Consider the following 26,363-nt stretch of genomic DNA (forward strand, 5'->3'; position numbering starts at 1 on the left):
CTGGGCCTACATCATGGCGCATCAATTCGTCTGGTGACGCTGACGCGTACGAGCTCGGCAATCGTGCGCACTCCCATCTTCTTCATCACCCGGGCCCGGTGGACCTTTACCGTCTTCTCGGCGAGGCCAAGCTCATGCGCGATTTGCTTGTTCAGACTGCCGGCAACCACCGCTTCCAGCACTTCCGTCTCGCGGGGCGTTAGACTCTGAAGCCGCTGCTCGTACCTCGCGGTGCCGTGCGTGTCTGCCTGCGTCTCGCTCACCCGCGTTTTGGCGGCGGCAATCGCGTCCAGGAGCTGGTCCGTCTGCACGGGCTTCGTCAGGAAATCGAAGGCCCCCTCCTTCATGGCCTTAACCCCCATGCCGATGTCACCGCGCCCGGTGAGAAACATCACCGGAAACGCCGGCAGGATCGCCGCAATCTTTTCCTGAAGTTCGAAGCCGTTCATCCGCGGCAGGTACATGTCGAGGATGGCACAGCCCGGAACATCGTGATCGAAATCGTTGAGAAACGCCTCGGCGCTCGCATGGGAACGGACGTCATATCCCGCGATCGAGACCAGCCGTGAGAGGGCCCGGCGGATGCTCTCGTCGTCGTCCACGATATGAACGAGGAAGGGTTCAGTCGCGTCCTCGCTCATGTCGGCGGCAGGGCAAGTTCGATGCGCGCCCCGTCCCTTGTGCTGCTGGCGAAGCGGAGCGTGCCGCCATGCGCTTCGGCAATTGACTGGCTGATCGAAAGGCCCAGCCCCATGCCCTGCGACTTGGACGTCGCGAAGGGCTTGAATGGATTGTCTCGCAAGTCCTCAGGCAGGCCGGGGCCGTTGTCGGCCACCGAGAGCACGCGCCGGTCGAGTGCATCAAGACCGGTGGAAATGGTCATTTGCCGATTATCCTGTTCGGCCATCGCATCTGCCGCGTTGATGACGAGATTGAGCAGCACCTGCTGCAACTGCTGGACGTCCGCCTTTACCATGAGCGGCTCCCGAGACAGCCGCAACTGCACCGTGACGCCACGCGCAAGCATCTCATTGGAGACGAGCCTCAAGGTCGATTGCACCACCTTGTTGAGATCTGCGTCCTCGAAGCCGCCGGCACCGCTTCCCATGAGGCGCCGCAGGTTGACGATCACATCCGCGGCACGCCGGTCATCCTCGGCGATGTCACGGAGCACCTCACCAACTTCGGTCAGGTCCAGCGGGTCCTGCGCGAGCAGGGCCGAGCCCGCCTCGGCATTGGCGAGGATCGAGGTCAGGGGCTGGTTGAGCTCATGCGCGATCGCGCCGGACAGCTCACCAAGCTGGGCGATACGCGATAGCCTCGCCATTTCAATGCGGCGCCGGGAGAGTTCTTCGGCGCTTCGGCGCCGGCGGCGGTCCATGACGATCAGCGCCGCGATCGTGCTGGACTGGAGCAGAATGATCGCCAGGGCTCCGATGATCTGCAGCCTGTAGCGCTGCCAGACGCCCGGATCGTAGTACAGAAGAACGCTCTCCGGCGGGCGCCGTTCAGGATCAAGTCCGTACCGCCTGAGCTGGCGCCAATCGAGAACGTCTGACACCGGCACCTCTACGGTATGGTTTGTGCCAGCGGGGCCTTCGAAGATCTTCAGGGCCTTATCCGCTATCGCGGCCCCTGTCTCCTCGAAGGTCGAGAAGCTGCCACCGACGACGCCGCGCCCGATGTTGGAACTGTAGACGCCGTAGGTGGGCGCGGCCGAGACCTCGGCAATTGTCGCAAGCGCATCCGCGGGCACAAAGCGGCGACCGTCAGCATCCTCGAAGATCGTCAGAATGATCAGGATATCAGAGGGGTCGAGCGCCGCCGCCCGGTCTCGAAACTCCTGCAGGGACAGACCGGAGACAAAGTCGACTTCTATATCGCGGACATCCGACAGTCCGCCCTCCGCGAAGGACTTCCATCGCTCATCGAACACCGCCGATCCGGTGAAGATCACCGCCCGTTCCGAGTTCGGTTGTAGTTGCCGCGCCAGTTCGAAAGTCCCGCGCAGGTCATATCGCGACACGACCGCATAAAGACCCTCGACCTTCGCAAATTCTTCGCGAGTGGAGTCGAGTATACCACCGAGCACCACAGGAGCACCGGGCGCTATGCGCTCTCTGACGTTGACTGCGAGGGGCACGGCCTCCGGCCCGATGGTCAGGATCACGTCGATGGTCTGATCACGGTATTTCGTGGCAAGCGCATCCACAAAGCGCTCCGCATCTACCTCACTCGGAAAGCGCTGAGCGTCCCGGTATTCTCCATATACCTCATATCTCGAGTACCTTTCCGCACCAGAAAAGACCGAAGCAATTCCGGACGCCACCGCAACGTTAGCAGCGAGGGTACTGGCGCCAGAATAGATCGCCAGGATACGAAGCTGCCTGGAAGCGTCGTCGCCCTGCGCCATCGCAGGGCAAGACCAAAGCACGATCAACAAGATGCTCATCGCAACACGCAGGCCGAACCTGGATCGGCGCTCCAAAAACACTTTACCGGCTTCGCGTAGCGTCGTCGTAGTCAAAACCCAGGCCCCGAACTCGTGCCTCATGAAAAAATTGAACTAACAGGCAACAGAAAAAACGCTCGGTACTCAATCACCTGCGCAAGGCAAGCATGGTCGTTTCCACCCCTCGGTCAAGGCTTTGATTGCTGTGAGCGTTACGCCCCCGCTCTTCTTGCAAAACCACGGGATGATGGTCCGCCCAGCTCAGTACGTCTCTGCAGGATCGACGGTTATCCGACATCTTGCAGGTGCCGCGAAAGTCCGGAAGAGCCGCGTGTCGTTCATCCGGTTTGTCCGGTCTTCGCAGACGCCGCGAACGGCCGATTTTGCAATGCTGCACCGCTTCATGACGGCTTTGAGCGATCTTCGCTTGGGGCAGCCCCTTCTATGGCCAATGCAGTCAGCGGCTCTTCGCGTGCGAGGAATTGGCCGTTGATTTTTCGAGCTAAATCGAAATCATGATGCACGTATAGATTGCGGACGACTCGCATTGGCCCGTGGCCGCGATATTCAAACACCGATTTTGACATGAACCTTATCCGCAGAAAGGCCGTCACATGGCACGCCATTTCGCCTCTGTCCTGCTCTCCACCACATTGCTTGCCACACCACTTCTGGCTCAGGTGAACACCGACGCCGGCACCATCATGCCCGAGAAGATCGAGCGCTTTTTCAATCAGCCGGGATACTCGCCCTACGCCGGTCGCACCTTCCCCACGTTGCCGCTGTGGGGGGAAATCCACCTGCACACCAGTTGGTCGCCGGACGCGATCGCTGGTGGCACCCGGGTCGGCCCCGAAGAGGCCCTTCAATATGCCAAAGGTGGCGAAATCACCTCGAGCACCGGCCAGAAGGTGAGGCTGTCACGCCCCTATGACTTCATGATGGTCGCGGACCATTCGGACTCCATGGGCGTGATGAACGGCGTTCTGGAGGGCGATCCAAAACTTCTGGCAGACCCGACCCTGAAGAAATGGAGCGACGGCATGAGTGCCGGAGGCGAGGCGGCCACCGCCGTGGTCATGGAGATGATCACCATGCAGGGCCTTGGAACGCTGCCCGAAGCCGTCACCGACCGCGAGGTGATGTACGCCATGTGGCACAAGATGACCGACATCGTCGAACGCGCAAACGATCCCGGCAATTTCACTGCGCTGATCGGTTACGAATGGACCTCGAACTTTGGCGGCGGCAACAACCTTCACCGCAACGTCGTCTATCGTGACGGCAAGGCCAAGGCCGACATGATGGCGCCGATGACCACCTATGACAGTGACATCCCCAACAAGCTCTGGGACTGGATGGAGGCCTACGAGGAGAAGACCGGCGGCAAGGTGCTGGCGGTGCCGCACAACGGCAACCTGTCGAACGGGCTGATGTTCGCGACCGAAACGCCCGATGGCAACCCGATCGATCAAGGCTGGGTTGAGACCCGCGCGAAATGGGAACCGCTGTTCGAGGTCACCCAAAGCAAGGGTACATCCGAGCAGCACCCCTCGCTGGCACCCTCGGACGAGTTCGCGAATTTCGAGATTTGGGACAAGGGCAATCTTAACGTGGTGCCGAAGGAGCCCGGGATGCTCCAGTACGAATACGCTCGCGAAGCCCTGAAGCGTGGCCTCAAGCTGGAAGATGAGTTCGGCACGAACCCCTTCAAATTCGGCCTGGTGGGCTCGACGGACGACCATACGGGTATTTCCTCGAACGAGGAGAACAACTTCTTCGGCAAGTTCCCGTCGAGCGAGCCGGGGCCGGAGCGGTCCACGGGCAACGCCTTCGATTTCGAGGGACGCACGGTCAAGGACTGGCAACTCGGCGCCTCGGGCCTGATGGCGGTCTGGGCACATGAAAACACCCGCGAGTCGATCTGGGATGCGATGGAGCGCAAGGAAGTCTATGGCACCACCGGCCCGCGCATCGCTGTGCGCTTCTTCGGAGGCTGGGACTTCGTCGAGGCAGATGCGCTTGGACGTACGCCCGCGACCATCGGATATGCCAAGGGCGTGCCCATGGGAGGTGACCTGCTACCTGCACCAGAGGGGGCCGCGGCACCGAACTTCCTCGTCGGAGCTCTGAAGGACGCCTTCTCGGGCAATCTCGACCGCATTCAGATCATCAAAGGCTGGATCGATGCGGATGGAGAGATGCAGGAAAAGGTGTACGACGTGGCATGGTCTGGGGACCGCGAGCCCGGAGAGGACGGAAAGTTGCCCCCAGTGGGCGACACGGTGGACGTCGCGACGGCCTCCTTCACCAACACCATTGGCGCCCCGGAGCTGATCACCGTCTGGACCGATCCCGACTTCGACCCGGCGCTCGATGCCTTCTATTACGCTCGGGTAATCGAGATCCCGACTCCTCGCTGGACAGCCTATGACGCCGCCTACTTCGAAGAGTCAGCTTTTCCGGAAGATGCGGTGATGGAAGTCACCGAGCGCGCCTACAGCTCGCCAATCTGGTACAGCCACGGCGAGTGAGCATGATCAGCATCGGGCGTGTTCTTGCCCGGAGGACATGAAATCAACAAGGGCAGCAAGCCTCTTGCTGCCCTTACTCCAACTTCTGGACTGAATCGAATTGAAGCGCCGCGTCATGCGCGACGCGGTCCTTTTGCCGCGATGCCTTATGCGGCGCCAAAGTGAAGAGCAGCTTGATCACCAGAGGATGACGCCGCTCGTTCTGACAGTAGGCGCTTACGCGATCACTGCCCGCCACGGGTCAATCTCGCCTCCATCACTTTCGAAAGCCGCATCGGGTTGAAATGGATCAAGCCATATCGCCCCCGCCAGATCAGCCCATCGCGTTCGAGTCCTCGGAAGGCCGGGCCAACGCTGTTTCGGGAAAGGCCGGCCATCTCGCCAAGGTCCTGTTGCGAGCAGGGGATTGAGATCTCAGCATCAAACAGCATTTCGGGGCCTGCAAGCCGCACGAGCGTGCTGGCGATCTTGGTCCGGGCATCCCCCTTGAGCAGCGAAGCTGCATACATGAGCGCGTTGTCGAGATGGAGCACGGTCAACTGCCCCAGAAAGCGCCACATGTTCGGAAAGACCTCTTCCAGGTCTTCGAGGCGCTGCAGCGAGACATAACAGACGCGGAGGTCCGTTCGGGCCCGGATTTCGACGCGACGGGGCGTTCCGGTGACCGCAGCCCCTTCTCCGACCCACCAGCCCGGTCGGGCGATATGGCCGAGCACGGGCGCCTCGTAGCCCGAGGCGACCAGCACGTCGGCAAAGCCCTCGGCGATGCCGTAGACGCCGCCGGGCGGGTCACCCAACGAGTAGAGCCGGTCTCCTCGCGCGATGCCGCGGAACTCCGCCACTTCCATCCAAGCCTTTCGGAACGGCTCAGGCTGCGCGGCCAGCCATCCGCGTAGGTGAAAAATCGCTCCCAGCTCGCCTTTTGTCATGATGAATCCGCAACCGATGCACAGTACTGGGCAGGTTATTGCCTGGCGCCATGCTAATCAATTGCAGTGACGCGAGGCAAACCAGGTTTGGAAATTTGGTCCAAACCATTTGAGACACCCATCGTCAGATGCGCGAATTTAATGAAAAGGTACTGACATGAAGAGATTTTTCATTGCGGTTGCCGTGCTGGTGCTTGCGAGCCAGGCCCACGCCCAGGACTGGCCCGACCGCAACAAGCTGCCGGTTCCGCTCGCCCCTTTTGAGGGCACCATCGGCGAGACCTACGAGGACTCCGAGCCCGACTGGCAGGATCCAGTCGCAGCGCCTGATGACGCGCCCAACGTCATCGTCATCCTCCTCGACGACGTGGGATTTGGTCAGACCTCAACCTTCGGCGGGCTGATCCCGACCCCAGCGCTTGACCAACTCGCCGATGAGGGGCTGCGCTTTACTCGTTTCCACACGACCGCCATCTGCGGCCCTTCGCGCGCGGCGCTGCTTACCGGGCGCAACCACCACAGCGCGGGCAACGGTTTCCTCATGGAGTGGGCGACGGGCTTTCCGAGCTACTCGACCATGCTGCCGAAGGAGACGGCGACCATCGCCGAAATCCTCAAGGACAACGGCTACGCCACCTGGTGGTTCGGCAAAAATCACAACACGCCGGACTGGGAACAGACGGTCGCCGGTCCCTTCGACCGCTGGCCCACCGGCATGGGCTTCGACTATTTCTATGGCTTCAATTCCGGAGAGACGCACCAATACTATCCGGTGCTCTTCGAGAACACCGTCCCGGTCGAACCCGATAAGACGCCGGAAGAAGGCTACCACTTCATGACCGACATGACGGACCGAGCCATTGCGCGAATGAAGTTCTCGAAGTCGGTCGCCCCAGAAAAGCCGTTCTTCATGTATTTTGCCCCCGGCGCCATGCACGCACCGCACCATGTCACCGCCGAGTGGCGCCAGCAATTCGACGGCGCCTTTGACATGGGCTGGGAGGAGTACCGAAATCAGGTCTTCGCCCGCCAGCAGGAAATGGGAATTGTCCCCGAAGGTACCGAGCTGACGCCTCGCCCCGACTGGGTACCCGCCTGGGACACGCTGAGTGAGGACCAGAAGGACGTCTACAACGCGCTCTTCGAGAATTTCGCCGGCTATTTTGCTTTTACCGACCACGAGGTCGGGAGGCTGCTTGATGCGGTTAAGGAGCTACCAGACGCCGAGAACACCATGGTGGTCTACATCGTCGGCGACAACGGCGCGTCCTCTGAAGGCGGGCCAGACGGCACGCTCAACGAGATCATGAATCTCAACGGAATCCCCACCGAGATCGAGGACATCATCGCCAATCTCGACAAGCTGGGCGGGCCGGAGTCCGAACCGCACTATCCGGTCGGCTGGGCCTGGGCGGGCAACACGCCGTTCCAGTGGGTCAAGCAGGTGGCCTCGCACCTCGGCGGCACGCGCAACCCGATGGTGATCAGCTGGCCCGCGCGGATCGAACATGACGACGCGCCGCGCACTGCCTTCCTGCACCTCGTGGACGTGGTGCCGACCATCCTCGAGGCGGCACATATCCCCATGCCTGACACCGTCAACGGCATCGACCAGAAGCCGCTCGAGGGGGAGAGCTTCCTCGCCAGCTTCGCCGACGGCAGTTACGTGGGTCGCACCCAGCAGTATTTCGAAGTGCTCTCCAACCGCTCGATGTACGCCGACGGATGGAAAGCCAACGCGCAGCACACCTTGCCTTGGCGGCAAGACCTGGCGCCCGGCAACTGGGATCAGGACAAGTGGGAACTCTACAACCTTGACGAGGACTTCTCGGAAGCCAATGACCTTGCCGCCGATAACCCCGAGAAGCTGGAGGAGTTGAAGGCGATGCTGGACGACGCGTTCGAGAAATACGGTGTTCTGCCTCTGGACGACCGCGGGGCGGGCAGGCTCAGCATTCCGAAGCCGCCGGTGCCCGGCACGGTGAAGGGCAACAAGACTTTCAGCTACTCTACGGGGGCCATCCGCATCCCTGAGCCCGCCGCGCCGCCGATGAAGAACACCTCCTGGACGCTGACAGCCAAGGTCGAGACGGAAGGCCCGCAGACTGAGGGCGTGATCATGGGCTTCGGCGGTGTCGCCGCCGGCATCGTCCTCTATCTCGACGCAGGTGTTCCCGTGTTCGACTACAACCTCTTCGAAGCACATACAGTGCTGAAGGGCACCGAACCGCTTCCCGAGGGCGAGGCTGAGATCACCCTCGACTTCGCCTACCTCGGTGCTGAGGGGGAGGCCGGCAAGGGTGCCGAGATCACGCTTTACGTCGACGGCACCGAAGTTGCCAAAGGCGGCATGGAATCGACCGTCGCGGGTCGCTTCGGTGTCGACACCTTCGGCATCGGAGAAGACAGCGGGCAACCCGTGACGACGGCCTACAAGGCGCCTTTCAAGTTCACTGGTGGGATCGAGAGCGTGGTAGTCGAGGTTAAGTGACCGAAGAGCAGCCATCCTGGCAGCCTCTTTGCGGCAGGAATGCAGCGTTTCCAAAGCGTGTATCACGCACCTGAGCTGAGATGTTGTGGTAAAAACCTCAGCTTCCTACCTTCTTGGTGAGCTGCGATATTCCGTTTTCTTTTTCTGCAGCTGACATCAGCGAGGCGCATACACGCTCGCGAGGATGTCTACTCGCCCGGCCTTGAGCCGGGCCTTTTCTTTCCACGCGCTTCACCTGCCCAACCGCCGGGTCATTTATTCGAGCACGCCGATTTCGATTTGCGCGCGAAAGCTCTGACCGCCTTCCGGCACAAACCTCTGAATCTGAAAGGCGAGCAGATCCGGGGCGATCTAAGCGCCGTTCTCAAATATTTGTCCGGGAAGGTGAAATTATGAGAGAAGAGACCGGAGCTAAAAAGAGGCTCTGAAGGCGAAGCGAACATGGTTTCGGATCGCACATGTTCGCCGCTCTCAGAGGCGCCCCTGCGGCCCCCGCCAACGAGAGACACGCGCAGCGCGCAAAGTCTTTCGGCACGGGAAATTTCCTTGGCGGTTTTATCCGCCAAGGAAGAACATGCTTAAATGCAAGACGGCTACGCCACTCACGGAAGAAGCCGAGGGGACGCTAACATCGGCACTCGCCATAACCAAGACTTTATCAATTTGATAGCTTTGAGCACTTCCTTCCCGGAGGCTTTTCGCCTGTTTTAGAAGCCCTAACGTAGAAGGGAATGTCTCTCAGAGCCGAGTGGGGACCGAGATACCCCTAAATTACCCGAACACAACCTCAGAGGGCTCGACTTGCGCTCCGAAGAAGCCTCAAACGAAAAATTCGAACATGCAACGACTGGCGTGTTATCGCTTGTCTGCCAGTATGATACGAGATTTCTTGCGCGGACTATCGGCCGGAAGCATCGTGAATCTGGAACGTGTCTTCTTCGCTCACGGAACGTTCAGCACGGGGGCGCACTTCCCAATTGCGGGAAGTGCGCCCTATCCTGATTATTGGCGGCCTTCGGGTCGTACGCTCCGACGAACACCCGCAAATAGGCCCTATGAAGTCCAGAGCAAGATCGCACGAGAGACCGGGAGCCGGCTTGGAAACCCGCTCCTGTTTAGTCCAGTGATGCCACCCCGATCACCAGTAGGTCCAGTGCGATCAGGCGTACGGCTCTGGCGAGGGCCGTCTTACGGGGATTGGGGCGTGATGCTAAGTCCGACCCTATGGTCGACCTTTAGTTCATTACCGAGATCGAGCTCCTGGCAGCCGGGGATGTTTCGCGTCGGCGGCACTGGGACGATGCAGAAAAGCTTCGAGTCATGAAGGAAAGCTATCTGTGACACCGCCAGGCCACTGCGACGGCGCGGCGGCAGGAAACCGGCCCCCTCCCTGAATCCGCATAAGCGCCAATCTGGTGCAGCCATAGTGGTTATAGAGAGACCTCCCCCCAAAGTAGAAGCCCGTGTTGAGGAGAATCCTTCGCGTAGAAGTCGGCCCCTTGCACTCCCTACCTCGTGGTGACGGCACAACTCCGTCAATGCCTTGCCCACGGCGCTCGCAAGCGCTTCCTCACAATATTGCACAGGGTCCTGCCCAGACGGCAGCACTAAGGGCAGTCTTCGAGCGCACCCCATGGACCGGATCGCAAGCGGTACCGGCTTCGGACAGCGTTGGCGAGAGACCACCCCACCAACGCGCCTGCGCGCTTACCGAGCGTTGTCCATGTCATGCAGCATTGCCACGCGGCGGCGGAAATCCTCGTCGGTCGAGAATTCGGCGGTGAGGAAGGCGTCGATCAGGTCCAGCGCCAGCCACGGCCCGACGATCTGCGCACCGATGCAAAGCACGTTCACGTCGTCATGCTCGACGCATTGATGCGCGGAATGCACGTCGTGGCCGACGGCAGCGCGGATGCCCTTGACCTTGTTCGCGGCGATAGAGGCGCCGACGCCGGTGCCGCAGACCAGCAGCCCGCGCTCAGCCGAGCCGTCGGTGACCGCGCGGGTTACTGCCTGGGCAATCTCGGGAAAGTCGACCGGCTTGTCGTCGTAGGAGCCGACGTCGCTCACCTCGTGACCGAGGCGCTTGAGGTGTTCAACGACAGTAGCCTTGAGCGGGAAGCCCGCGTGATCGGAGCCAATGACAAGACGCATTGTGGGAACCTTTCGAAGTTGGAGTTAGCGAAGCAGTTTCGGCAGGGCCAGCACGAGCCCGTCGGCGAAGGTGATGATCGCCAGCGTGAGCAGCAGCGGCACGTAGAAGGGCAGCAGGGCCTTCAGAAGCTGGCGCAGCGTGACCTTGGCAATCGACGAGACGAGGAACAGCGACAGGCCCATCGGCGGCGTCAGCAGCCCGAGCATCAGGTTGAAGATCACCACGATGCCAAGATGCACTGGATCGATCCCGGCCATCACCATTGGCGGCGCGATCACTGGAACGACCAGCAACGTGGCGGTCGTGGAATCGAGAAACATGCCGGCGATAAAGAAGATCAGGTTGGCGATCAGGAGCAGCACGAAGGGATCACTCGAGATCGTCAGGATCAGCTTCGAAAAATTCTGTGGAATTTGCTCCACCGCGAGGATCCAGCCGAAGAGCGAAGCTGCGGCAACAATGATCAGAATAGCGCTGGTGCTGCGCAGTGTCGTCAGCATAGCGTTCCAGAGGTGGTCGAGGGTCAGTTCCCGGTAAATCAGCCCGCTGATCGCGATGACATAGACCGCCGTCACCGCCGCTGCCTCTGTCGGCGTGAAGAGCCCCAGCAGCATGCCCGAGATCATCAGCACCGGGGCCAGCAACGCCGGCAGTGCCGGAATGAGGCTCTCGCCGACTTCGCGCGGTGTCGACCAGCGCTCGGCGCGCGGCATGTCCTTGCGCACCGCGATGATCGCGGCGGTCACCATGAGCAGCGCGATGCAGATAAGCGCGGGCACGATGCCGGCCATCAGCAGTTGGATGATCGAAACCGATGTCACGGACCCATAGACGATAAGCGGGATGCTCGGCGGGAAGATCGGACCGACCACCGCGGAACTGGCGGTCACCGCCGCGGCGAAGGGCGCATCGAAGCCGCGGCGCTTCATGGCCTCGATCTCGATCTTTCCCAAGCCGCCGACGTCGGCGAGCGCCGCGCCCGACATGCCTGAGAAGATCAGGCTCGAGAAGATGTTCACCTGCGCCAGTCCGCCTGGGATGCGGCCGACCAGCGTGTCGGCGAAGCGAAAGATGCGATCGGTCACCCCGGCGAGGTTCATAAGGTTTCCGACGAAGATGAACAGCGGCACAGCCACAAGCGGGAAGCTGTCGAGCGCATAGGTGATGCGCTGCGTCAGCAACCCCATCGGCAGGCCCTCGAAGACCACGTAGAAGATCCCGGGAAGCAAGATCGCGTAGACGACGGGAAAACCCAGGACGAAGAGCGCCAAGAACAGGACGATCAAAACTAGACCCATCTCAGAGGCTCACCGATTTGGGTTCCGGCTTCTTGCGCAGCTGAAGCACGTGGAAAATGCCCGCGCCAGCGAAGCCTACAAAGCAGGCGCCGAGGAATATCCAGAAGGGGATTTTCAGCGTGGGCGTTGCGTTCCGGAGATTGTCCGAAATGTTCAGCGCGGTCACCACGGCAATGGTGACGCAGGCGCCGAGCGACATCAGAGTGATGACAAGCCCCATCCAGTTTTGCGCACGTTCCGGAAGCATCGCGCGGAACTCACCCATAACGATGTTCTCACCCGAGCGCACGACCAGCGGATATGCGACGAAGACGGTGCAGATGAGCAGGAACCGGGTCAACTCTTCAACGCCAACGATGGCGGAGCCGAAGACATCGCGCATGATGACCTGCAGAAACGGCAGCCCGATCAGCGAGGCAAGCATGGCAACACATAGAATGCGGAGGATCTTGAGCATGAGGCCGGGTTTCCGGGACTTGGGGAAATACTGGGGCACTTGAAGTGTCGAAACGGCGCGGACAAGTCATGTGCCCGCGCCGCGACTGATCACTTCATCGACATGATCTGCTGGATGTACGGCTCGAAATCCGGGAAATCTGCGTTGATCTGCGCCAGAACCTTCTCGCGGAAGGCGGTGAGATCGAGGCCATTCTCCTCGGTGGTAAAGGTCATGCCCTTGCCGGTGAGTTCCTCAACGAGCGCCTGCTCGGACTCCTGCGCCCAGCCGAGCGACTCCATCGCCTTGGCGTCAAGCACCGCGGTGATCGCCGCGCGGTTCTCTTCGGAGAGCTCCTGCCACGCCTTCTCGTTGACGAAGACCGCAAGCACCGATTGCATGTGGCCGGTCATTGCGACGTGGCTCTGCACCTCGTTGAGCTTGTTGGCCGAAATCATGGTCAGTGGATTCTCCTGTCCCACCACCATGCCGGTCATCAGCGCCGTCGGCAGTTCCGAGACCTCAACAGGGGTCGGCGTCGCGCCGAAGCCTTTGACCATCGACACCCACAGGTCGAGCGGGACGGCGCGGAACGGCTTGCCTGCCATGTCATCCGGCGACTTGATCTCGAAATTCGAGGAGATGTGGCGCGCGCCGCGATACATACGACCGATAATCCGTACCCCGCCTTCTTCGATCAGTCGGGCATTAATCTCTTGCAGAGCCTCGGATTTCGCCGGGTCGGTGGCGCGCATGGCATGCTCAGCGTTCTCGTAGACGAAGGGGGCGTTGAAAACCGCAACCTCCGGCGCGATACGGGCCAGCGAGGCGAAGTCGTGATGCCCCATCTGGATCGTGCCCATACGCACCCCGTCCACCATTTCGGCAACATTGCCGAGCTGGCTGGCCGGGAACACCTGCACCGTCACCTCGCCGCCGGTCTCCTCCTCTATGGCGGCGGCGGCCTCTGCGGCGAAACGGGTCTGGAAATCCCCCTCCGCGCCCACGTGGGCATACCGCAGTTCAGCCGCTGCGGCGGGCAGCGCGCACAGGCTGAGTGTCGCGACAGCCAGAAGCTGCCGAGCAGAAAAAGCGAACATGTTCTCCTCCCTTCGCTTGTCGTCTTAGGCCTTTCTGAGCCCTTTCCGATAACTGTCGATCAGGCTCCGGCGACGCAGCTCGTCGCCGATGGCGAAGTGCTCCCGCAGCCGCTTGTCCGCGGCCTCCGGGTCCTTCGCAACGATCGAGAGGAACACCTCTCGATGTGCTTCCACGAGGTCTCCGACCACGGATCGCTCATGATAAACCGTCTTTCGGCGCTGTACGTGGCTGCGCCGAAGCAGCTCCGACAGGGCGCCGTACAGGGTGATGAGCGAGCTGCTGTGGCTCGCTGCCACGATGGAGCGGTGGAACATGAAGTCCGCCCGCCCCCCCGCCTCGGGATCATCCAGCGTGTCGACGAGCGAACCGAACCACTGGCCGATGCGCGCGAGATCCACCTCGTTCGCCCGGGTGCAGGCGAGCCGGATCGCCTGGCATTCTATCCCGATCCGCGCTTCCATCACGTCATCGAGCATGTCCTGCTGCTGAGCGAGGCAGAAGGTGAAGAAGTCCGACACGGTCCCGAGATTGGCCTGCCGCACGTAAGTGCCGCTGCCGTGGCGGACGTCGAGCATCCCGAGCATGGCGAGCGAGCGGATCACTTCGCGCAGCAGCGGGCGGCCCACCTCGAGTTCGCTCGCAAGGTCGCGTTCCGACTTCAGCCTGTCACCGACCCGCAGCTCACCGGACATCAGAGCGTCCTTGAAATACGCAATGACGCGATCCGTCCCCTTCTGCGATTGAGGCTGATCCCCCTCGCTCATCCCTTTGGCCTCCTCCTAGCTGACCAAAGTGAACCTCTGGGTTGGCTTCTTGCCAACTAATATCTGACACCCTGGCGAGCTTCGCCGATATTCTCGGAGCAAGATCGGAGAGATCTCCGATTATCATGTTGTATTTAATCAGAATATTCACAGCGATTGGATCTCTCACCTTGATGAAAGAGGTCTTACCACTTTTGGAAACATGGTGCGCCCACCGGGCTTTAGGAGCGACGGGATTGACACCGCAAGGACGCAAGAATGGTGCCCGTGACCAAGCTAGATCACACGCCTGTCTCGGACCGAATGGCGCGGTGGCCCATCGACGCCTTGCAGGAAGAGGGCTTCGCGCGTAGCGCGATCAGCCTCGCCGGCTTCAGCCAGGGCGGCTGCCTTGCACTGGAGTTCGCCGCGCGCGAGGGCGCGGGCCTCTCCGCCGTCTTCGGCCTCTCCGCCGGCCTCATCGGCAGCGGTGATGGCGAGGGGCCGCCTCGCGACGATCTCTATGGCTTCCCGCCCAAGCGCCTTGACTACCGGCAGCGGCTCGACGGGCTCAGACTGGACATGAGCGTGCACGACCTCGACGCACATCCCGCTCGCCCGCTTCGTCCAGAGCGCGGCGCATCAAAGCCCTCGGCGCCGAGGTCCCACAGCGGGTCTAAGCCGGTCCAGGCCATGCGCTGACCCAGCAGGATGTCAACGCACTCCGGCAGCACCTCAACACCCCCGCTCGGATCGGTGAAAGAGCTTCGGAACGCCGCAGCTAGGCGGAGACCGTGTTGATCGGCAGAACCGTTTGTGCCTTCAACCGCCGCAGCGCGAAGTTCACCGAGAGGTCTCGCACCGGGATCGCCTCGGTGATCTGTCGGCGGATTCGCTCGAACTCGACCATGTCGCGCACCACGATCCGAAGCGCGTAGTCGTGACTCCCGGCCAGCTGGTAGGCCTCCATGACCTCGGGCATGGCATCGACGATGACTTCGAACTTCCGCTGCCAATCCGCGCTCTGCTCCGGTGCGGAAACCGCGGCGAAAACGGTCAGGCCGAGCCCTAGACGCTCGGGATCAACGAGCGCGACACGGCCCCTGATCACGCCGTTATCCTCCAGTTTGCGCACCCGCTTCCAGCAGGGAGTCTGCGACAGGCCGACCATGTCCGCCAGCCGTGCCAGTGGCACAGTCGCATCGGCCATCAGCGTCGCGACGATCTTGCGGTCAATGCGGTCGAGTTCCATCCGGGTCCCTCCTGCGACTCGGGTTACCGGCTCAGCATGTCGCATTTTAACAATATGTCTACCGTCTTTGTCGTGATTAATGGAAAGACGACTTCTCCCGCCGTGAATTTGGTGATTTACTGGCCCCATGATCACGCAAAAGACCAAGTATGCCCTCAAGTCTCTCATGGCTCTCGGAGCGCTCGAAGATGGCGCGGCGCTGACCATCGAGGAGGTCGCACAGCGGTCCGGCGCGCCAAAGCGCTTTCTCGAGCACATTCTGCTCGATCTGCGCAAATCGGGGTATCTTGGGGCCAAGCGGGGCCGCTCCGGAGGCTATTTCCTGATCCGCGAGCCCTCGAAAATCTCGCTCGGCGAGCTGCTTCAACAGATCGACGGTCCCATCGCCCCCCTGCCCTGCCTCTCGCGCCGTGCCTACCGCCGCTGCGAGGATTGCACCGACGAGCAGAGCTGCCAGCTGCGCCGGGTTTTCGGCGAGGTCTTCTACAGCTACCTGCTGCTGATCGAATCGCTGACCCTGCAGGATTTGCTGAAAGATCCTGCGATGGCAGCAAAAACCTTCGGAACCGGCGCGCCTGGAACGGCGGCGCAGGAAAGTGGATCGTCACGGCAGTCGGTCGCCGGAGAATAAAATTCTCCGAAGGCGGCGCAGAACGCTGAACCCCTTCTCTCGAAAACACGACTAAGGCGGTGGATATTTAGGTCATTGGGCGTTCCCGCCCGTTTCCTAAAGGAGGACCTGAATGCCGAACGCTCTTCACACCAGGCCCACAGGCCGGGTCCACGTGCTGCATCTCGTGGCCCGCGACACCGGCCTGCCGCTGCTTGTCGGCGGGCGCGAACTGACCGTGCTCGCCAGCGATCCCGCCTTCGCCGCCCGCGAACTGATGCGCGGCCGCAACCCCGCTCATTGGAGGGTCCGCGTGACCCGGCCCGGGCAACTGCCCGCCTGACTTCCCCTCAAGGAGAGACCCGACATGACCCTTGCCTTCCGTCGCACCCCCGCCCCCCTGCTCGCCGCACTTCTGGCCAGCAGCGCGGTCATGGGCCCCAGCCTTGCGGCCGCCGAGACCCGGCTGCTCAATGTCTCCTACGATCCCACACGCGAATTCTACCGCGCCTACAACGCGCTCTTTGCCGAGTGGTGGCAGGCGCAGGGCCACGAGCCCGTGACCCTCGAGCAGAGCCACGGCGGCTCTGGCGCGCAGGCCCGCGCGGTGATCGACGGGCTCGAGGCGCAGGTCGTCACGCTGGCGCTGGCCTCGGACATCGACGCCATCGCCGCGCGCTCGGAGGTGCTGCCAAAGGACTGGCAGGCCGGCCTGCCGCACAATTCCGCGCCCTATACCTCGACCATCGTGTTCCTCGTGCGCGAGGGGAACCCCAAGGGCATCGCCGACTGGGACGACCTGATCCGCGACGACGTGCAGGTGATCACCCCCAACCCCAAGACCTCGGGCGGGGCGCGCTGGAACTTCCTGGCCGCCTGGGGCTGGGCGCTGAACCAGCCCGGCGGCAGCGAGGAGAGCGCGCGCGACTACGTGACCGAGCTTTTCAAGCATGTGCCCGTGCTCGACACCGGCGCGCGCGGGGCGACCACCACCTTCACCCGGCGCGGCGTCGGCGACGTGCTGCTGGCCTGGGAGAACGAGGCCTTCCTCGCGCTCGACGAACTGGGCGAGGACAGTTTCGAGATCGTCGTGCCCTCGGTCTCGATCCTTGCCGAGCCGTCTGTGGCGCTGGTGCCGGGCAATATCGAGGACGAGGCGCAGCGCGAAGTGGCGCAGGCCTATCTCGACTATCTCTACAGCCCCGAGGCGCAGGCGCTGGCGCTCGCCAACTACTACCGCGCCTGGGACACCTCGCTGGCCGCGGATGACGACATCGAGCGTTTCCCCGACCTCGAGCTGGTCAACATCGCCGATTTTGGCGGCTGGACCGAGGCGCAGCCACGCTTCTTCGGCGATGGCGGCATCTTCGACCAGATCACCGCGGAGTGAGCCTAATGCTGCGCGTAGCCTCGCCCCTGCCCGGCTTCGGCCTCGGCATGGGGATCCTGCTCGTCACCCTGACCGGGGTCGTGCTGCTGCCGCTCGCGGCGCTGCTCGGGCAGGGCATCCTCATGGGGCCGGTGGAGATTTCCGGTCACCTCGCCCCGGCGCGGGTGCGCGCTGCACTGCTGCTGTCGTTCCGTGCGGCACTGGTCGCCTCGCTGTTCAACCTGGTCTTCGGCCTCGCACTGGCCTGGGTGCTGACGCGCTACCGCTTCCCCGGCCGCCGCCTTATCGACGCGGCGGTGGACCTGCCCTTTGCGCTGCCGACAGCGGTGGCGGGGATCGCGCTGACCACGCTCTACGCGCCGAGCGGTGTCTTCGGCCAAGCGCTGGCCCCCTTCAGGATCAGCATCGCCTACACAGAGGTGGGCATCTGGCTGGCGCTGGTCTTCGTCGGGCTGCCCTTCGTGGTGCGCACCGTCCAGCCGGTGATCGACGAGATCGACCCGGAGTGGGAGGAAGCCTCAGCCACGCTCGGCGGCTCGCGCCTGCGCACGCTGCGCCGCGTGGTGCTGCCTGTGCTGACGCCCTCGCTGCTGACCGGCTTCGCGCTGGCACTGGCGCGCTCGGTCGGCGAGTTCGGCTCGGTCATCTTCATTGCCGGCAACCTGCCGGGAAAGACCGAGATCGCGCCGCTGCTGATCGTCATCCGGCTCGAGGAATACGACTACGACGCGGCCGCCGCCATCGGCCTCGCCATGCTCGGCATCTCGTTTGCGATGCTGCTCTTCATTAACGCCACACAGGTCTGGACCCGCAGGAGGATCGGCCATGTCTGAACGAAACCTCTCTAGCCCGACCCCGCCGTGCGCCTGCCGCGGCACGGTGCGGACGGGCAGCCTTCCCCCCGGCAGCGGCTTTGCCATCGGCGGTGCCTTCGGCACGCTCGGCCTCGCAATCGCGCTGGTACTCTGGAACGCGGGCGCGCCGCTCTGGGTCGTGCTGCTCGCCTACCTGACCCTGCCCGGCGCGCTGCTTGCCGCGCTGTTCCTCGCCACCCGCCCCCTGCCTCCACGGACCCGAGTGCGCAGCCTGCACGAGGAGAACCGCCATGTCTGAGTCCAGCCCGCCACATCCGGTCACCACGGAGGCACCGCCGATCCGCGCCCTGTTGACCCTCGCGGTACTGGCGCTGACCCTGGTGCTGCTGATCGCGCCGCTCGCCGTGGTCTTCGCCGAGGCGCTGCGCGACGGGCTCTCCGCCGCGCTCGCCTCGCTGACCGAGCGCGACGCTTGGTCGGCGATCCGGCTCACCCTGTTCGTTGCCGCGGTCTCGGTGCCGCTCAACGCCATCGTCGGCCTCGCCGCCGCTTGGGCCATCGCCAAGTTCGACTTCCGCGGCAAGGCCGTGCTGATCACCCTCATCGACCTCCCCTTCTCAGTCTCGCCGGTGGTCGCGGGCCTTGCACTGGTGCTGCTCTACGGCTCGCACGGCTGGCTCGGGGTCTGGCTGCAGGCGCATGAGCTGAAGATCGTCTTCGCCTTCCCCGGGCTCTTGCTGGCGACGCTCTTCATCACCTTCCCCTTCGTGGCGCGCGAGCTCATCCCGGTGATGACCGAGCAGGGCCGCGCCGAGGAGGAGGCAGCGCTGACACTCGGCGCCTCGGGCTGGCACATGTTCCGCACCGTGACCCTGCCCAACGTCCACTGGGCGCTGCTCTACGGCGTGCTGCTCTGCAATGCGCGCGCCATGGGAGAGTTTGGCGCGGTGGCGGTGATCTCCGGCAAGATCCGCGGCCAGACCACCACCATGCCGATCATGATCGAGATGCTCTACAACGAGTATCTCTCGGTCGCCGCCTTTTCGATGGCGGCGCTCTTGGCCGCGCTCGCGCTGCTGACGCTTGCCCTGAAATCCCTGCTGGAATGGCGCCACGCGGACCTTCTGTCCGCCACCCGCCGGCATTGAGAGGAGACCCCCATGCATATCGACATCGACGAGATCTCCAAGAGCTTCGGCACCACCCCCGCGCTGCACCCGGTATCCCTGTCCATCCCCTCAGGCGCCATGGTCTCGCTGCTCGGCCCCTCCGGCTCCGGCAAGACCACGCTGCTGCGCATCCTTGCCGGGCTCGAACAGCCAAGCGCCGGGCGGGTACTTCTCGACGGCAGAGATGCCACCGGCACTCCGGTGCAGCAGCGCCGCACCGGCTTCGTGTTCCAGAGCTACGCGCTCTTCCGGCACATGACCGTCTTCGAGAACATCGCCTATGGCCTGCGCGCCCGGCCACGCCGCGCGCGCCCCCGCAGTGCCGAGATCACCCGCCGCGTCGAGCGCCTGCTAGAACTGATCCAGCTTCCGCAGATCGCCGCGCGTTACCCTAGTCAGCTGTCGGGTGGCCAGCGCCAGCGGGTCGCGCTCGCCCGGGCGCTGGCCACCGAGCCACGCATGCTGCTGCTCGACGAGCCCTTCGGCGCGCTCGACGCGCGGGTGCGGCGCGAGCTGCGGGCAGGTCTGCGCGAGATCCACGACGCCACCGGGCTGACCACGGTCTTCGTGACCCACGACCAGGAGGAGGCGATGACCCTCGCCGACCGCGTCGCGGTCATGTCGATGGGTCGGATCGAGCAGGTCGGAGCGCCGGCCGAAATCCGCAACCGTCCCGCCACCGATTTCGTCCGGAGGTTCGTCGCCCCCTCGGCGGACATTGCACCTGCGGTCGGCCGTGCGATCCTCGACAGCACGACGGCACCACGATAGCACAAGCGCGCAGCGCGGCCCGGGGCACCCCGCCTTCAGGGCCGCGCGCCGAGCACGATTCTCACGAGGCCCCATGCCTGCCCCTCACCCCGTCTTGCCCGCCCGATGAGAAGCCCGCTTCTCCGAGGTATCCTGTCGGTTGGCAGTTGGACCCTTGCCAGCCGTCTCTTCGGCTTCCTGCGCGACCTGATGATCGCCGCCTACCTTGGCACCGGACCGGTCGCACAAGCTTACCTTGTCGCCTTCAGCCTGCCCAACATGTTCCGCCGGTTCTTTGCCGAGGGCGCGTTCAACACCGCCTTCGTCCCGATGTTCGCGCGGCGTCTCGAGGGCGGCGACAACCCGCGCGGCTTCGCCGAAGAGGCGTACTCCGGTCTCTTCACCGTGGTGCTCGCGGTGTCGCTGCTGGCGCATCTGGCGATGCCCTGGCTGGTGGCGCTCCAGGCCAGCGGCTTTCTTGGCGATCAGAGGTTTGACCTTGCAGTGATCTACGGGCGTATCTGCTTTCCCTACATCCTGTTCATTTCGCTCACGGCCCTGCTCTCGGGCCTGCTGAACGCGGGCGGTCGCTTCGTAGCCGCCGCCGCCGCGCCGGTGCTGATGAACCTCGTGCTAATCGCCGCGATGCTGCTGGCGAACCGGCGCGGCTGGGACATGGGGCTAACGATGGCATGGTCGACCCCGGTGTCGGGGCTGGCGCAGCTGGCGATGGTCTGGTTGGCGGCAAAGCGCATGGGCTTTGCGCTGAGCCTGCGCCGCCCTCGGCTGAGCCCCGACATGCGCCGCCTGCTCGCGGTTGCCGCGCCCGCGGTGCTGGCCGGAGGGGTGGTGCAGGTCAACCTGCTGGTGGGACGTCAGGTCGGCTCCTTCTTCGAGCACGGCATCGCCTGGCTGACCAATGCCGACCGGCTCTACCAGCTGCCTCTCGGGGTCGTTGGCATCGCCATCGGCATTGTCCTGCTGCCCGAGATCGCGAGGCGGCACAAGGCGGGCGACACGGCGGGAGCCCGCCACGCCTTCAACCGTGCGGCCGAACTTGCCCTGCTGCTGACGGTGCCCGCCTCGGTCGCCCTGGTGGTCATGGCCGAGCCGCTGATCTCGGTGCTGTTCCGTCGCGGCGCCTTTCTCGAGAGCGACGTCGGGCCGACCGCGCTTGCACTGGCAATCTACGGCGCGGGGCTGCCAGCCTTCGTGCTGCAGAAGGTGCTGCAGCCGCTCTATTTCGCGCGCGAGGACACAGGCCGCCCGTTCCGCTTCGCGCTGTGGTCGATGGCGGTCAATGCGGTGGTGGCGCTTGGCCTCGCACCGGTCCTAGGCTTCTCTGCCGCCGCGCTCGGCACCACGGTCGCTGGCTGGACCATGGCGCTACAGCTCTGGCGGGGAACGCGCGCCTTTGGCACCGCGGTACAGCTCGACACCCGGTTGCGGCGTCGTCTTCTACGGATACTTCTCGCCTCGGCGGTCTTGGGCGGTGTGGTTTCGGGCGTGCAACACTCGCTCGGCGGCGCGCTGGAAGCGGAAGGCATCCGGTATATCGCGCTCGGCGCTTTGGTGCTGTTAGGAGGCTGCAGTTACCTCGGCAGCTACTGGATACTTGGCGCCCTAAATCACCGTCGCAGCTGACCCGCTCCAAGTTCTTCGCGTATCCACGGATATGCGTTTCAAGGACAGACACCGAATTAGAGAGTCGGCAACACAACACCGATACTTTCCTTCATGCCGAGTCAGACGGTAGCTGTTATCTGCATTGCCGAAAGGCGCCACCTAACCCAGATCTGTGCTTGCCAAGCGGCTCCCTCGCTGCGCGTGCATTCGGCTGGTGTCAGCCCTTCCGCGACCTTCGCCCCGAGTTGCCTACGCGGCGAAGCGGACCTTCACCCCGAGAGCATGGGGCGGCAGCAGCGCGGGACAAAGCTGCCATTGCCCATCCGCAGTCACGCCGATGCTGTCAGGATCAGGCCGTCAGCCCGGGCTTAGCACCTTCCTCAATCCAAAAAGAGTTTTGCGACCTGCCGCTCCTTCTCTACCCCTATAGGGCAGACATCGCTTCGCGAGGGAGAAAACATGCCGCTCAAAGACTTTCCGATCTGGACCCGCCCACGGCACCATCTGGATGTCGAGGGGGGCGCAAGCAACCACGTGCATTGGGTCGAGCTCTTCTACGACCTCGTTCATGTGGTGACGATCTTCCTGCTCGGGAACTACCTGTCGCATCACCTCGACTGGGCCGGGTTCTGGACCTACAGCTTCCTCTTCATCGCGATCTTCTTCGCCTGGGCCGACAATTCGGTCTACAACTCGCTCTACATCTCGACCGACATCCCGCACCGCGTGGCCATGGCGGTGCAGATCGTCACCATGATGTTCATCGCCGCGGCGATCCCCGAGATCACCCACGGGGGCTGGCCGTTCTTCGCGCTCGGCTACGCGCTTAACCGGGCGCTCACCGCATGGCTCTACTGGCGGGCGCGGCATCTCGGGGCCGAGAGCACCTCGCTGGCCTCCGAGATGGGACGGAACTTCTTCATCCTTGCTGCGGTCTTCGCGGTCTCCGCCTTCCTGCCGCGGCCGCAGGCCTACTGGGTGTTCGGCGCGGGGATCGTGATGATCCAGCTGATGTACCTGCTGCCTGGCATCGGCACGCTGCGCTTCGAGCGCTTCCTGCCTCGGCTTGGCCACCTGTCGGAACGCTTCGGTCTGCTGATGCTGATCCTGCTCGGGGAGGGCTTCTTCAAACTCTGCGTCACGCTCGCCGACAAGGGCATCGACGAGGCCTATCCCGGCACGTTTTTCAACATTGCCATGGGTGGGCTGTCGCTCTTTGCCTTGGCGTGGATCTACTTTGACAGCGCGGGCATGGCCAAGCTGAAGACACGCAAGGTGCCGCTGATGCTGTGCTACTGGTTCGCGCATATCGTCATCCTCTGGGCCGCGGTGACCATTGGCGTGGCACTGGCGGGCGAAGTCTATGTCGGCTTTCTCGAGCCCTATCCGCCGGGCTATGGGGCGCTTGGCACGATCGGGCTGGCCGTGTTTCTGGCCGCGCTCTGGGTGCTGCAGCTGCTGGTCGAGGGCCGCGACGAGACCCGGCGCTACCATAGCGGTGGTCTGCGGCTCTTCGGGGTGGCCATGGCGATCTTCATGTTCTTCATCCACTCCTACGTGCCCGCGATCATCGGCAACCTCGGCTGGGGCATCGCGCTCTTCTCGCAGATCGGCGTGCCGCTCTACCGCGCAGTCCGTGACCTGCGCGCCACCCCGGCATCGTGAGCCACGGCAAGGAAAGCCTTCGGCGGCGGGCCTATCTGCTGCTCGAACACCCCGGGACCGGGCCGAGGCTGGCGCGGGTGCTCGACGTCGCGCTCATCCTGCTGATCATCGCCAATGTGATCGCCGTGGCGCTGGAGACCGTGCCGCGCATCTACGCCGCGCATCACGCCAGCTTCCGTGCCTTCGACACGATCTCGGTCTCGATCTTCTCGGTCGAATACATGCTACGGGTCTGGGCCAGCGCCGAGCGTGAACCCAGGCTGCCGCCTTGGCGCGCCCGGCTGCGCTACATGCGCAGCCCGATGGCGCTGATCGATCTCGGCGCGGTGCTGCCCTTCTTCATCGGGCTCGTCTTCACTTCGGACCTGCAGATGCTGCGCATCCTGCGGCTCTTCCGCATCTACAAGCTGACGCGCTATTCCCCGGCGCTGTCGGTGCTGATCTCGGTGATCCGCGAGGAAGCGGGCGCGTTGGTGGCCGCCTTCTCGATCCTGACGATCCTGCTCGTCTTCGCGGCGACCGGCGCCTATCTCGTCGAGCACGAGGCGCAGCCTTCGGAGTTCGGCTCGATCCCCGCCGCCATGTGGTGGGCACTGGTGACGCTGACCACGGTGGGCTACGGCGACGTGACGCCGATCACGCCTCTGGGCAAGGTCTTCGGCGGGTTCATCACGGTGCTCGGCGTCGGCATGGCGGCACTGCCCGCCGGTATCATCGCCAGCGGCCTTGCCGATCACCTGCACCGCCGCCGCGATCACCTGCGCAACGAGTTTCGGCTGGCGCTGGAGGACGGCAAGATCGACCTCGAGGAAGGCCGCCAGATCGAGCGGCTGCGGCGCGAGCTCGGCATCAGCCGCGACATCGCCCATGCCATCCTCTCGGAGGTCCGGCTGCGGCAGGTGCCACGCGGGGAGTGCTGCTGTCCCGCCTGCGGCCATGTCTTTGACAGCCGCAAGATGGCCAGCGCCAGATCAGCCGAGCCGTCGCAGCCGGACCTTCAACGCGTCGACGACAAGCCGGAACGCCGGTGAGCTGTGCCGCCGGTTCGGGTAGTAGAGATGATACCCCGGCAGCGCAGGCGTCCAGTCTGCCAGCACTTGGCTCAGAGTGCCCCGTGCCAGATCGTCCTCGACCTGGTCTCGCGGGAGATAGGCCAGACCTTGCCCCAGAAGAGCGCTTTTCCGGATCAGCTCGACGGTGTTGAAGCTGAGCGCGCCCTCGACCCGGACCCGCTTTGCCTCGCCATTCTTTGACAGCCGCCAGGCGTTGATCGTCTCGGATGACGGCAGGCGCAGATTGATCGCCCGGTGCTCGACGAGGTCCTCGGGGGTCTTCGGCACGGGATGCTGCGCGAGGTAGGCGGGAGCGCCGACGATCGCCATAGGAATGTCCGGGCTGATACGCACCGAGATCATGTCCTTCGCCACCTGCTCGCCCAGCCGCACGCCGGCGTCGAACCTGTCGGCCACGACATCGACGAGCCCGTAGTCGACGATGACCTCGACGTTCACGTCGGGATAGTCCGGGAGCACCTCCGCCAGCGCCGGGATGAGGATGGTCTTCGCCGCATGTTCGACCGAGGTAATGCGGATATTGCCCGTCGGCGTGTCCTGGAATTCGCTCAGCTCGGCGAGATCGCTGTCGATCTCGCGCAGCAGCGGGCCAAGGCGCCGGACCAGCCGGTCACCTGCGGGCGTGGGGGCAACGCTGCGCGTCGTGCGCGCCAGCAGCCGCAACCCGAGGCGATCCTCGAGCCGCCGCACGATCTGGCTCAGTGCGGACTGAGATATGCCCAGCCGGGTTGCGGCCTTGGTGAAGCTGCCCTCTTCGGCCACCGTCACGAAGGCCGTCAGATCGGCAATATCCTCGCGCCGCATTTATCACCTCACTTATAGGTCCATGAAGAACTTACCGTCTAATCACTGAGCGGCTCAAGCGTCATATTGGCTCCATCACCAGCGGATCGGTTCGATCCCACCCCCAAGGAGACGACCATGACCAAGATCACCTTCGCCAACACCAACAACCCGAACGTCGAGATGTCGGCTGTCATCAACCTGCCCGAGGGCTTCGAAGAGGGCGCCAAATACCCGACCATCGTCGTCTCGCACCCCGGCGGCGGCGTGAAGGAACAGACCGCCGGCACCTATGCCGCGGAACTGGCCAAGCAGGGCTTCGTGACCATCGCCTATGACGCCTCCTACCAGGGCGAGTCCGGCGGCAGCCTGCGCCAGCTCGAGAACCCCTACATCCGCACTGAGGATGTCAGCGCGGTCATCGATCACCTGACCACGCTGGACTACGTCGACACCGACCGGATCGGTGCCATGGGGATCTGCGCGGGTGCCGGTTACACCGCCAACGCCGCGATCAACGATCACCGGATCAAGGCCGTCGGCACGGTCAGCGCGGTGAACATCGGCGCGATGTTCCGCAATGGCTGGGACAATGACGTGGCCGATGCAGACGCGCTGCCCTTCCTCGAAGCTGGGGCCGCCGCCCGCACTGCGGATGCACAGGCACTCGCCACCGGCGGTGATCTGGCGCAGATCCCGATGGCGCCGCTGAAGGAAGAAGATGCCCCCAACGAGGAGCTCCGCCAGGCTTGGGAGTATTACCACACCCAGCGCGCGCAATGCGCCACCGCCCCGGGCTACGGGCTGGCACGCAGCCTGACCCAGCTGATCAGCTACGACGCCTACAACTTCGCCGAGGCCTTCCTGACCCAGCCCCTGCAGATCGTCGCGGGCAGTGTCGCGGGCAGCAAATGGATGAGCGACGACCTATATTCCCGAGCCGCGAGCGGCGACAAGACATTCCACGTCGTCGACGGCGCCAACCACATGGACCTCTACGACGGCGCGAAATTCGTCGATGAGGCGGTCAGCGTGCTGGCGCCCTTCTTCCAGGAAAAGCTCGGCGCCTGAGCCGCCGCAGACAACGCGTG

At 63.6% G+C, this 26,363-nt stretch carries 24 protein-coding genes; 14 read left to right on the top strand and 10 right to left on the bottom strand.

Annotated features, from left to right (window positions below; translation table 11 throughout):
- Positions 1-11 precede the first annotated feature (11 nt).
- Positions 12-641, bottom strand: a complete 630-nt coding sequence (locus tag LC039_RS19930; protein ID WP_226627693.1) for a response regulator transcription factor — start codon at positions 639-641, stop codon at positions 12-14.
- Entirely contained in the window at positions 638-2,554 is a 1,917-nt protein-coding gene (locus LC039_RS19935; RefSeq protein WP_226627695.1) for an ATP-binding protein, read from the bottom strand. The genes LC039_RS19930 and LC039_RS19935 overlap by 4 nt, the downstream gene beginning before the upstream one ends.
- A gap of 512 nt (positions 2,555-3,066) precedes the next feature.
- Here LC039_RS19935 and LC039_RS19940 point away from each other — a divergent pair.
- Positions 3,067-4,986 carry a DUF3604 domain-containing protein gene (locus tag LC039_RS19940; protein ID WP_226627697.1) on the top strand — a complete coding sequence of 640 codons (1,920 nt, stop codon included), beginning with the start codon at positions 3,067-3,069 and terminating at the stop codon, positions 4,984-4,986.
- Positions 4,987-5,210: 224 nt separating this feature from the next.
- Here LC039_RS19940 and LC039_RS19945 read toward each other — a convergent pair whose 3' ends face one another.
- Positions 5,211-5,915 (bottom strand): Crp/Fnr family transcriptional regulator, encoded by a 705-nt coding sequence (locus tag LC039_RS19945; RefSeq protein ID WP_226627698.1) that lies wholly within the window; start codon positions 5,913-5,915, stop codon positions 5,211-5,213.
- A gap of 157 nt (positions 5,916-6,072) precedes the next feature.
- Between LC039_RS19945 and LC039_RS19950 the strand changes: the two genes are divergently transcribed.
- Positions 6,073-8,406 carry a sulfatase-like hydrolase/transferase gene (locus LC039_RS19950; RefSeq protein ID WP_226627700.1) on the top strand — a complete coding sequence of 778 codons (2,334 nt, stop codon included), beginning with the start codon at positions 6,073-6,075 and terminating at the stop codon, positions 8,404-8,406.
- Positions 8,407-10,113: 1,707 nt separating this feature from the next.
- On the opposite strand, the gene rpiB is transcribed toward LC039_RS19950, so the two are convergent.
- The 5 genes from rpiB to LC039_RS19975 form a co-directional block, all read right to left on the bottom strand.
- Positions 10,114-10,560, bottom strand: a complete 447-nt coding sequence (gene rpiB / locus LC039_RS19955; protein WP_226627702.1) for a ribose 5-phosphate isomerase B — start codon at positions 10,558-10,560, stop codon at positions 10,114-10,116.
- A 24-nt stretch (positions 10,561-10,584) separates the two neighbouring features.
- On the bottom strand, positions 10,585-11,859 hold the full coding sequence (locus LC039_RS19960; RefSeq protein WP_226627704.1) for a TRAP transporter large permease: 1,275 nt from the start codon (positions 11,857-11,859) through the stop codon (positions 10,585-10,587).
- 1 nt (position 11,860) lies between these two features.
- Positions 11,861-12,316 (bottom strand): TRAP transporter small permease, encoded by a 456-nt coding sequence (locus LC039_RS19965; protein WP_226627706.1) that lies wholly within the window; start codon positions 12,314-12,316, stop codon positions 11,861-11,863.
- A gap of 89 nt (positions 12,317-12,405) precedes the next feature.
- Positions 12,406-13,395 (bottom strand): TRAP transporter substrate-binding protein, encoded by a 990-nt coding sequence (locus LC039_RS19970; RefSeq protein ID WP_226627708.1) that lies wholly within the window; start codon positions 13,393-13,395, stop codon positions 12,406-12,408.
- A 24-nt stretch (positions 13,396-13,419) separates the two neighbouring features.
- Entirely contained in the window at positions 13,420-14,160 is a 741-nt protein-coding gene (locus tag LC039_RS19975; protein ID WP_226627710.1) for a FadR/GntR family transcriptional regulator, read from the bottom strand.
- Between the two features lie 258 nt (positions 14,161-14,418).
- Between LC039_RS19975 and LC039_RS19980 the strand changes: the two genes are divergently transcribed.
- On the top strand, positions 14,419-14,841 hold the full coding sequence (locus tag LC039_RS19980) for a hypothetical protein (RefSeq protein ID WP_226627712.1): 423 nt from the start codon (positions 14,419-14,421) through the stop codon (positions 14,839-14,841).
- Between the two features lie 79 nt (positions 14,842-14,920).
- Here the strand turns inward: LC039_RS19980 and LC039_RS19985 are convergent, their stop codons facing one another.
- Positions 14,921-15,391, bottom strand: coding sequence for an Lrp/AsnC family transcriptional regulator (locus LC039_RS19985; RefSeq protein ID WP_226627714.1), 471 nt, complete (start codon positions 15,389-15,391; stop codon positions 14,921-14,923).
- 127 nt (positions 15,392-15,518) lie between these two features.
- On the opposite strand from LC039_RS19985, the gene LC039_RS19990 reads away from it, so the two are divergent.
- The 10 genes from LC039_RS19990 to LC039_RS20035 all read left to right on the top strand — a co-directional run bounded on the left by LC039_RS19990 (position 15,519) and on the right by LC039_RS20035 (position 24,447).
- Positions 15,519-16,022 carry an RrF2 family transcriptional regulator gene (locus LC039_RS19990; RefSeq protein WP_226627716.1) on the top strand — a complete coding sequence of 168 codons (504 nt, stop codon included), beginning with the start codon at positions 15,519-15,521 and terminating at the stop codon, positions 16,020-16,022.
- A gap of 112 nt (positions 16,023-16,134) precedes the next feature.
- Positions 16,135-16,344, top strand: a complete 210-nt coding sequence (locus LC039_RS19995; RefSeq protein ID WP_226627718.1) for a hypothetical protein — start codon at positions 16,135-16,137, stop codon at positions 16,342-16,344.
- A gap of 24 nt (positions 16,345-16,368) precedes the next feature.
- Positions 16,369-17,391 carry a sulfate ABC transporter substrate-binding protein gene (locus LC039_RS20000; RefSeq protein WP_226627720.1) on the top strand — a complete coding sequence of 341 codons (1,023 nt, stop codon included), beginning with the start codon at positions 16,369-16,371 and terminating at the stop codon, positions 17,389-17,391.
- A gap of 5 nt (positions 17,392-17,396) precedes the next feature.
- Entirely contained in the window at positions 17,397-18,224 is an 828-nt protein-coding gene (gene cysT, locus LC039_RS20005; protein ID WP_226627722.1) for a sulfate ABC transporter permease subunit CysT, read from the top strand.
- Positions 18,217-18,504, top strand: a complete 288-nt coding sequence (locus LC039_RS20010; protein ID WP_226627723.1) for a hypothetical protein — start codon at positions 18,217-18,219, stop codon at positions 18,502-18,504. Before cysT ends, LC039_RS20010 begins: the two co-directional genes overlap by 8 nt.
- A complete protein-coding gene (cysW, locus tag LC039_RS20015) occupies positions 18,497-19,354 on the top strand; it encodes a sulfate ABC transporter permease subunit CysW (protein ID WP_226627725.1) in 858 nt (285 codons plus the stop codon). The genes LC039_RS20010 and cysW overlap by 8 nt, the downstream gene beginning before the upstream one ends.
- Before the next feature lie 12 nt (positions 19,355-19,366).
- Positions 19,367-20,146: a sulfate/molybdate ABC transporter ATP-binding protein gene (locus LC039_RS20020; protein WP_226627727.1), complete on the top strand. Its 780-nt coding sequence runs from the start codon at positions 19,367-19,369 to the stop codon at positions 20,144-20,146.
- A 105-nt stretch (positions 20,147-20,251) separates the two neighbouring features.
- A complete protein-coding gene (murJ, locus tag LC039_RS20025; protein ID WP_226627729.1) occupies positions 20,252-21,769 on the top strand; it encodes a murein biosynthesis integral membrane protein MurJ in 1,518 nt (505 codons plus the stop codon).
- Positions 21,770-22,210: 441 nt separating this feature from the next.
- Positions 22,211-23,416, top strand: coding sequence for a low temperature requirement protein A (locus tag LC039_RS20030; protein WP_226627731.1), 1,206 nt, complete (start codon positions 22,211-22,213; stop codon positions 23,414-23,416).
- Positions 23,413-24,447, top strand: coding sequence for an ion transporter (locus LC039_RS20035; RefSeq protein ID WP_226627733.1), 1,035 nt, complete (start codon positions 23,413-23,415; stop codon positions 24,445-24,447). The genes LC039_RS20030 and LC039_RS20035 overlap by 4 nt, the downstream gene beginning before the upstream one ends.
- Here LC039_RS20035 and LC039_RS20040 read toward each other — a convergent pair.
- Complete coding sequence (locus tag LC039_RS20040) at positions 24,388-25,293, bottom strand: LysR family transcriptional regulator (RefSeq protein ID WP_226627735.1); 906 nt, start codon at positions 25,291-25,293, stop codon at positions 24,388-24,390. The genes LC039_RS20035 and LC039_RS20040 overlap by 60 nt on opposite strands.
- Positions 25,294-25,410: 117 nt before the next feature.
- Here LC039_RS20040 and LC039_RS20045 point away from each other — a divergent pair, with 117 nt between their 5' ends.
- Entirely contained in the window at positions 25,411-26,343 is a 933-nt protein-coding gene (locus LC039_RS20045; RefSeq protein WP_226627737.1) for an alpha/beta hydrolase, read from the top strand.
- The last annotated feature ends 20 nt before the right edge of the window (positions 26,344-26,363 follow it).

Source organism: Alloyangia pacifica, from assembly GCF_020524285.1.
Classification (GTDB): Bacteria; Pseudomonadota; Alphaproteobacteria; order Rhodobacterales; family Rhodobacteraceae; genus Salipiger; species Salipiger pacificus_B.

Bases quoted from the DNA above. Each gene is read 5' to 3' on its own strand.
- LC039_RS19990 (WP_226627716.1), top strand. From the start codon at position 15,519: ATGATCACGCAAAAGACCAAGTATGCCCTCAAGTCTCTCATGGCTCTC.
- LC039_RS19960 (WP_226627704.1), bottom strand. From the start codon at position 11,859: ATGGGTCTAGTTTTGATCGTCCTGTTCTTGGCGCTCTTCGTCCTGGGT.
- rpiB (WP_226627702.1), bottom strand. From the start codon at position 10,560: ATGCGTCTTGTCATTGGCTCCGATCACGCGGGCTTCCCGCTCAAGGCT.
- LC039_RS19950 (WP_226627700.1), top strand. From the start codon at position 6,073: ATGAAGAGATTTTTCATTGCGGTTGCCGTGCTGGTGCTTGCGAGCCAG.
- murJ (WP_226627729.1), top strand. From the start codon at position 20,252: ATGAGAAGCCCGCTTCTCCGAGGTATCCTGTCGGTTGGCAGTTGGACC.
- cysW (WP_226627725.1), top strand. From the start codon at position 18,497: ATGTCTGAGTCCAGCCCGCCACATCCGGTCACCACGGAGGCACCGCCG.
- LC039_RS19940 (WP_226627697.1), top strand. From the start codon at position 3,067: ATGGCACGCCATTTCGCCTCTGTCCTGCTCTCCACCACATTGCTTGCC.
- LC039_RS19965 (WP_226627706.1), bottom strand. From the start codon at position 12,316: ATGCTCAAGATCCTCCGCATTCTATGTGTTGCCATGCTTGCCTCGCTG.
- LC039_RS19995 (WP_226627718.1), top strand. From the start codon at position 16,135: ATGCCGAACGCTCTTCACACCAGGCCCACAGGCCGGGTCCACGTGCTG.
- LC039_RS20040 (WP_226627735.1), bottom strand. From the start codon at position 25,293: ATGCGGCGCGAGGATATTGCCGATCTGACGGCCTTCGTGACGGTGGCC.
- LC039_RS19935 (WP_226627695.1), bottom strand. From the start codon at position 2,554: ATGAGGCACGAGTTCGGGGCCTGGGTTTTGACTACGACGACGCTACGC.
- LC039_RS20000 (WP_226627720.1), top strand. From the start codon at position 16,369: ATGACCCTTGCCTTCCGTCGCACCCCCGCCCCCCTGCTCGCCGCACTT.
- LC039_RS19945 (WP_226627698.1), bottom strand. From the start codon at position 5,915: ATGACAAAAGGCGAGCTGGGAGCGATTTTTCACCTACGCGGATGGCTG.
- LC039_RS19930 (WP_226627693.1), bottom strand. From the start codon at position 641: ATGAGCGAGGACGCGACTGAACCCTTCCTCGTTCATATCGTGGACGAC.
- LC039_RS20010 (WP_226627723.1), top strand. From the start codon at position 18,217: ATGTCTGAACGAAACCTCTCTAGCCCGACCCCGCCGTGCGCCTGCCGC.
- LC039_RS19975 (WP_226627710.1), bottom strand. From the start codon at position 14,160: ATGAGCGAGGGGGATCAGCCTCAATCGCAGAAGGGGACGGATCGCGTC.
- LC039_RS20045 (WP_226627737.1), top strand. From the start codon at position 25,411: ATGACCAAGATCACCTTCGCCAACACCAACAACCCGAACGTCGAGATG.
- LC039_RS19980 (WP_226627712.1), top strand. From the start codon at position 14,419: ATGGTGCCCGTGACCAAGCTAGATCACACGCCTGTCTCGGACCGAATG.
- LC039_RS20030 (WP_226627731.1), top strand. From the start codon at position 22,211: ATGCCGCTCAAAGACTTTCCGATCTGGACCCGCCCACGGCACCATCTG.
- LC039_RS20020 (WP_226627727.1), top strand. From the start codon at position 19,367: ATGCATATCGACATCGACGAGATCTCCAAGAGCTTCGGCACCACCCCC.
- LC039_RS19985 (WP_226627714.1), bottom strand. From the start codon at position 15,391: ATGGAACTCGACCGCATTGACCGCAAGATCGTCGCGACGCTGATGGCC.
- LC039_RS19970 (WP_226627708.1), bottom strand. From the start codon at position 13,395: ATGTTCGCTTTTTCTGCTCGGCAGCTTCTGGCTGTCGCGACACTCAGC.
- cysT (WP_226627722.1), top strand. From the start codon at position 17,397: ATGCTGCGCGTAGCCTCGCCCCTGCCCGGCTTCGGCCTCGGCATGGGG.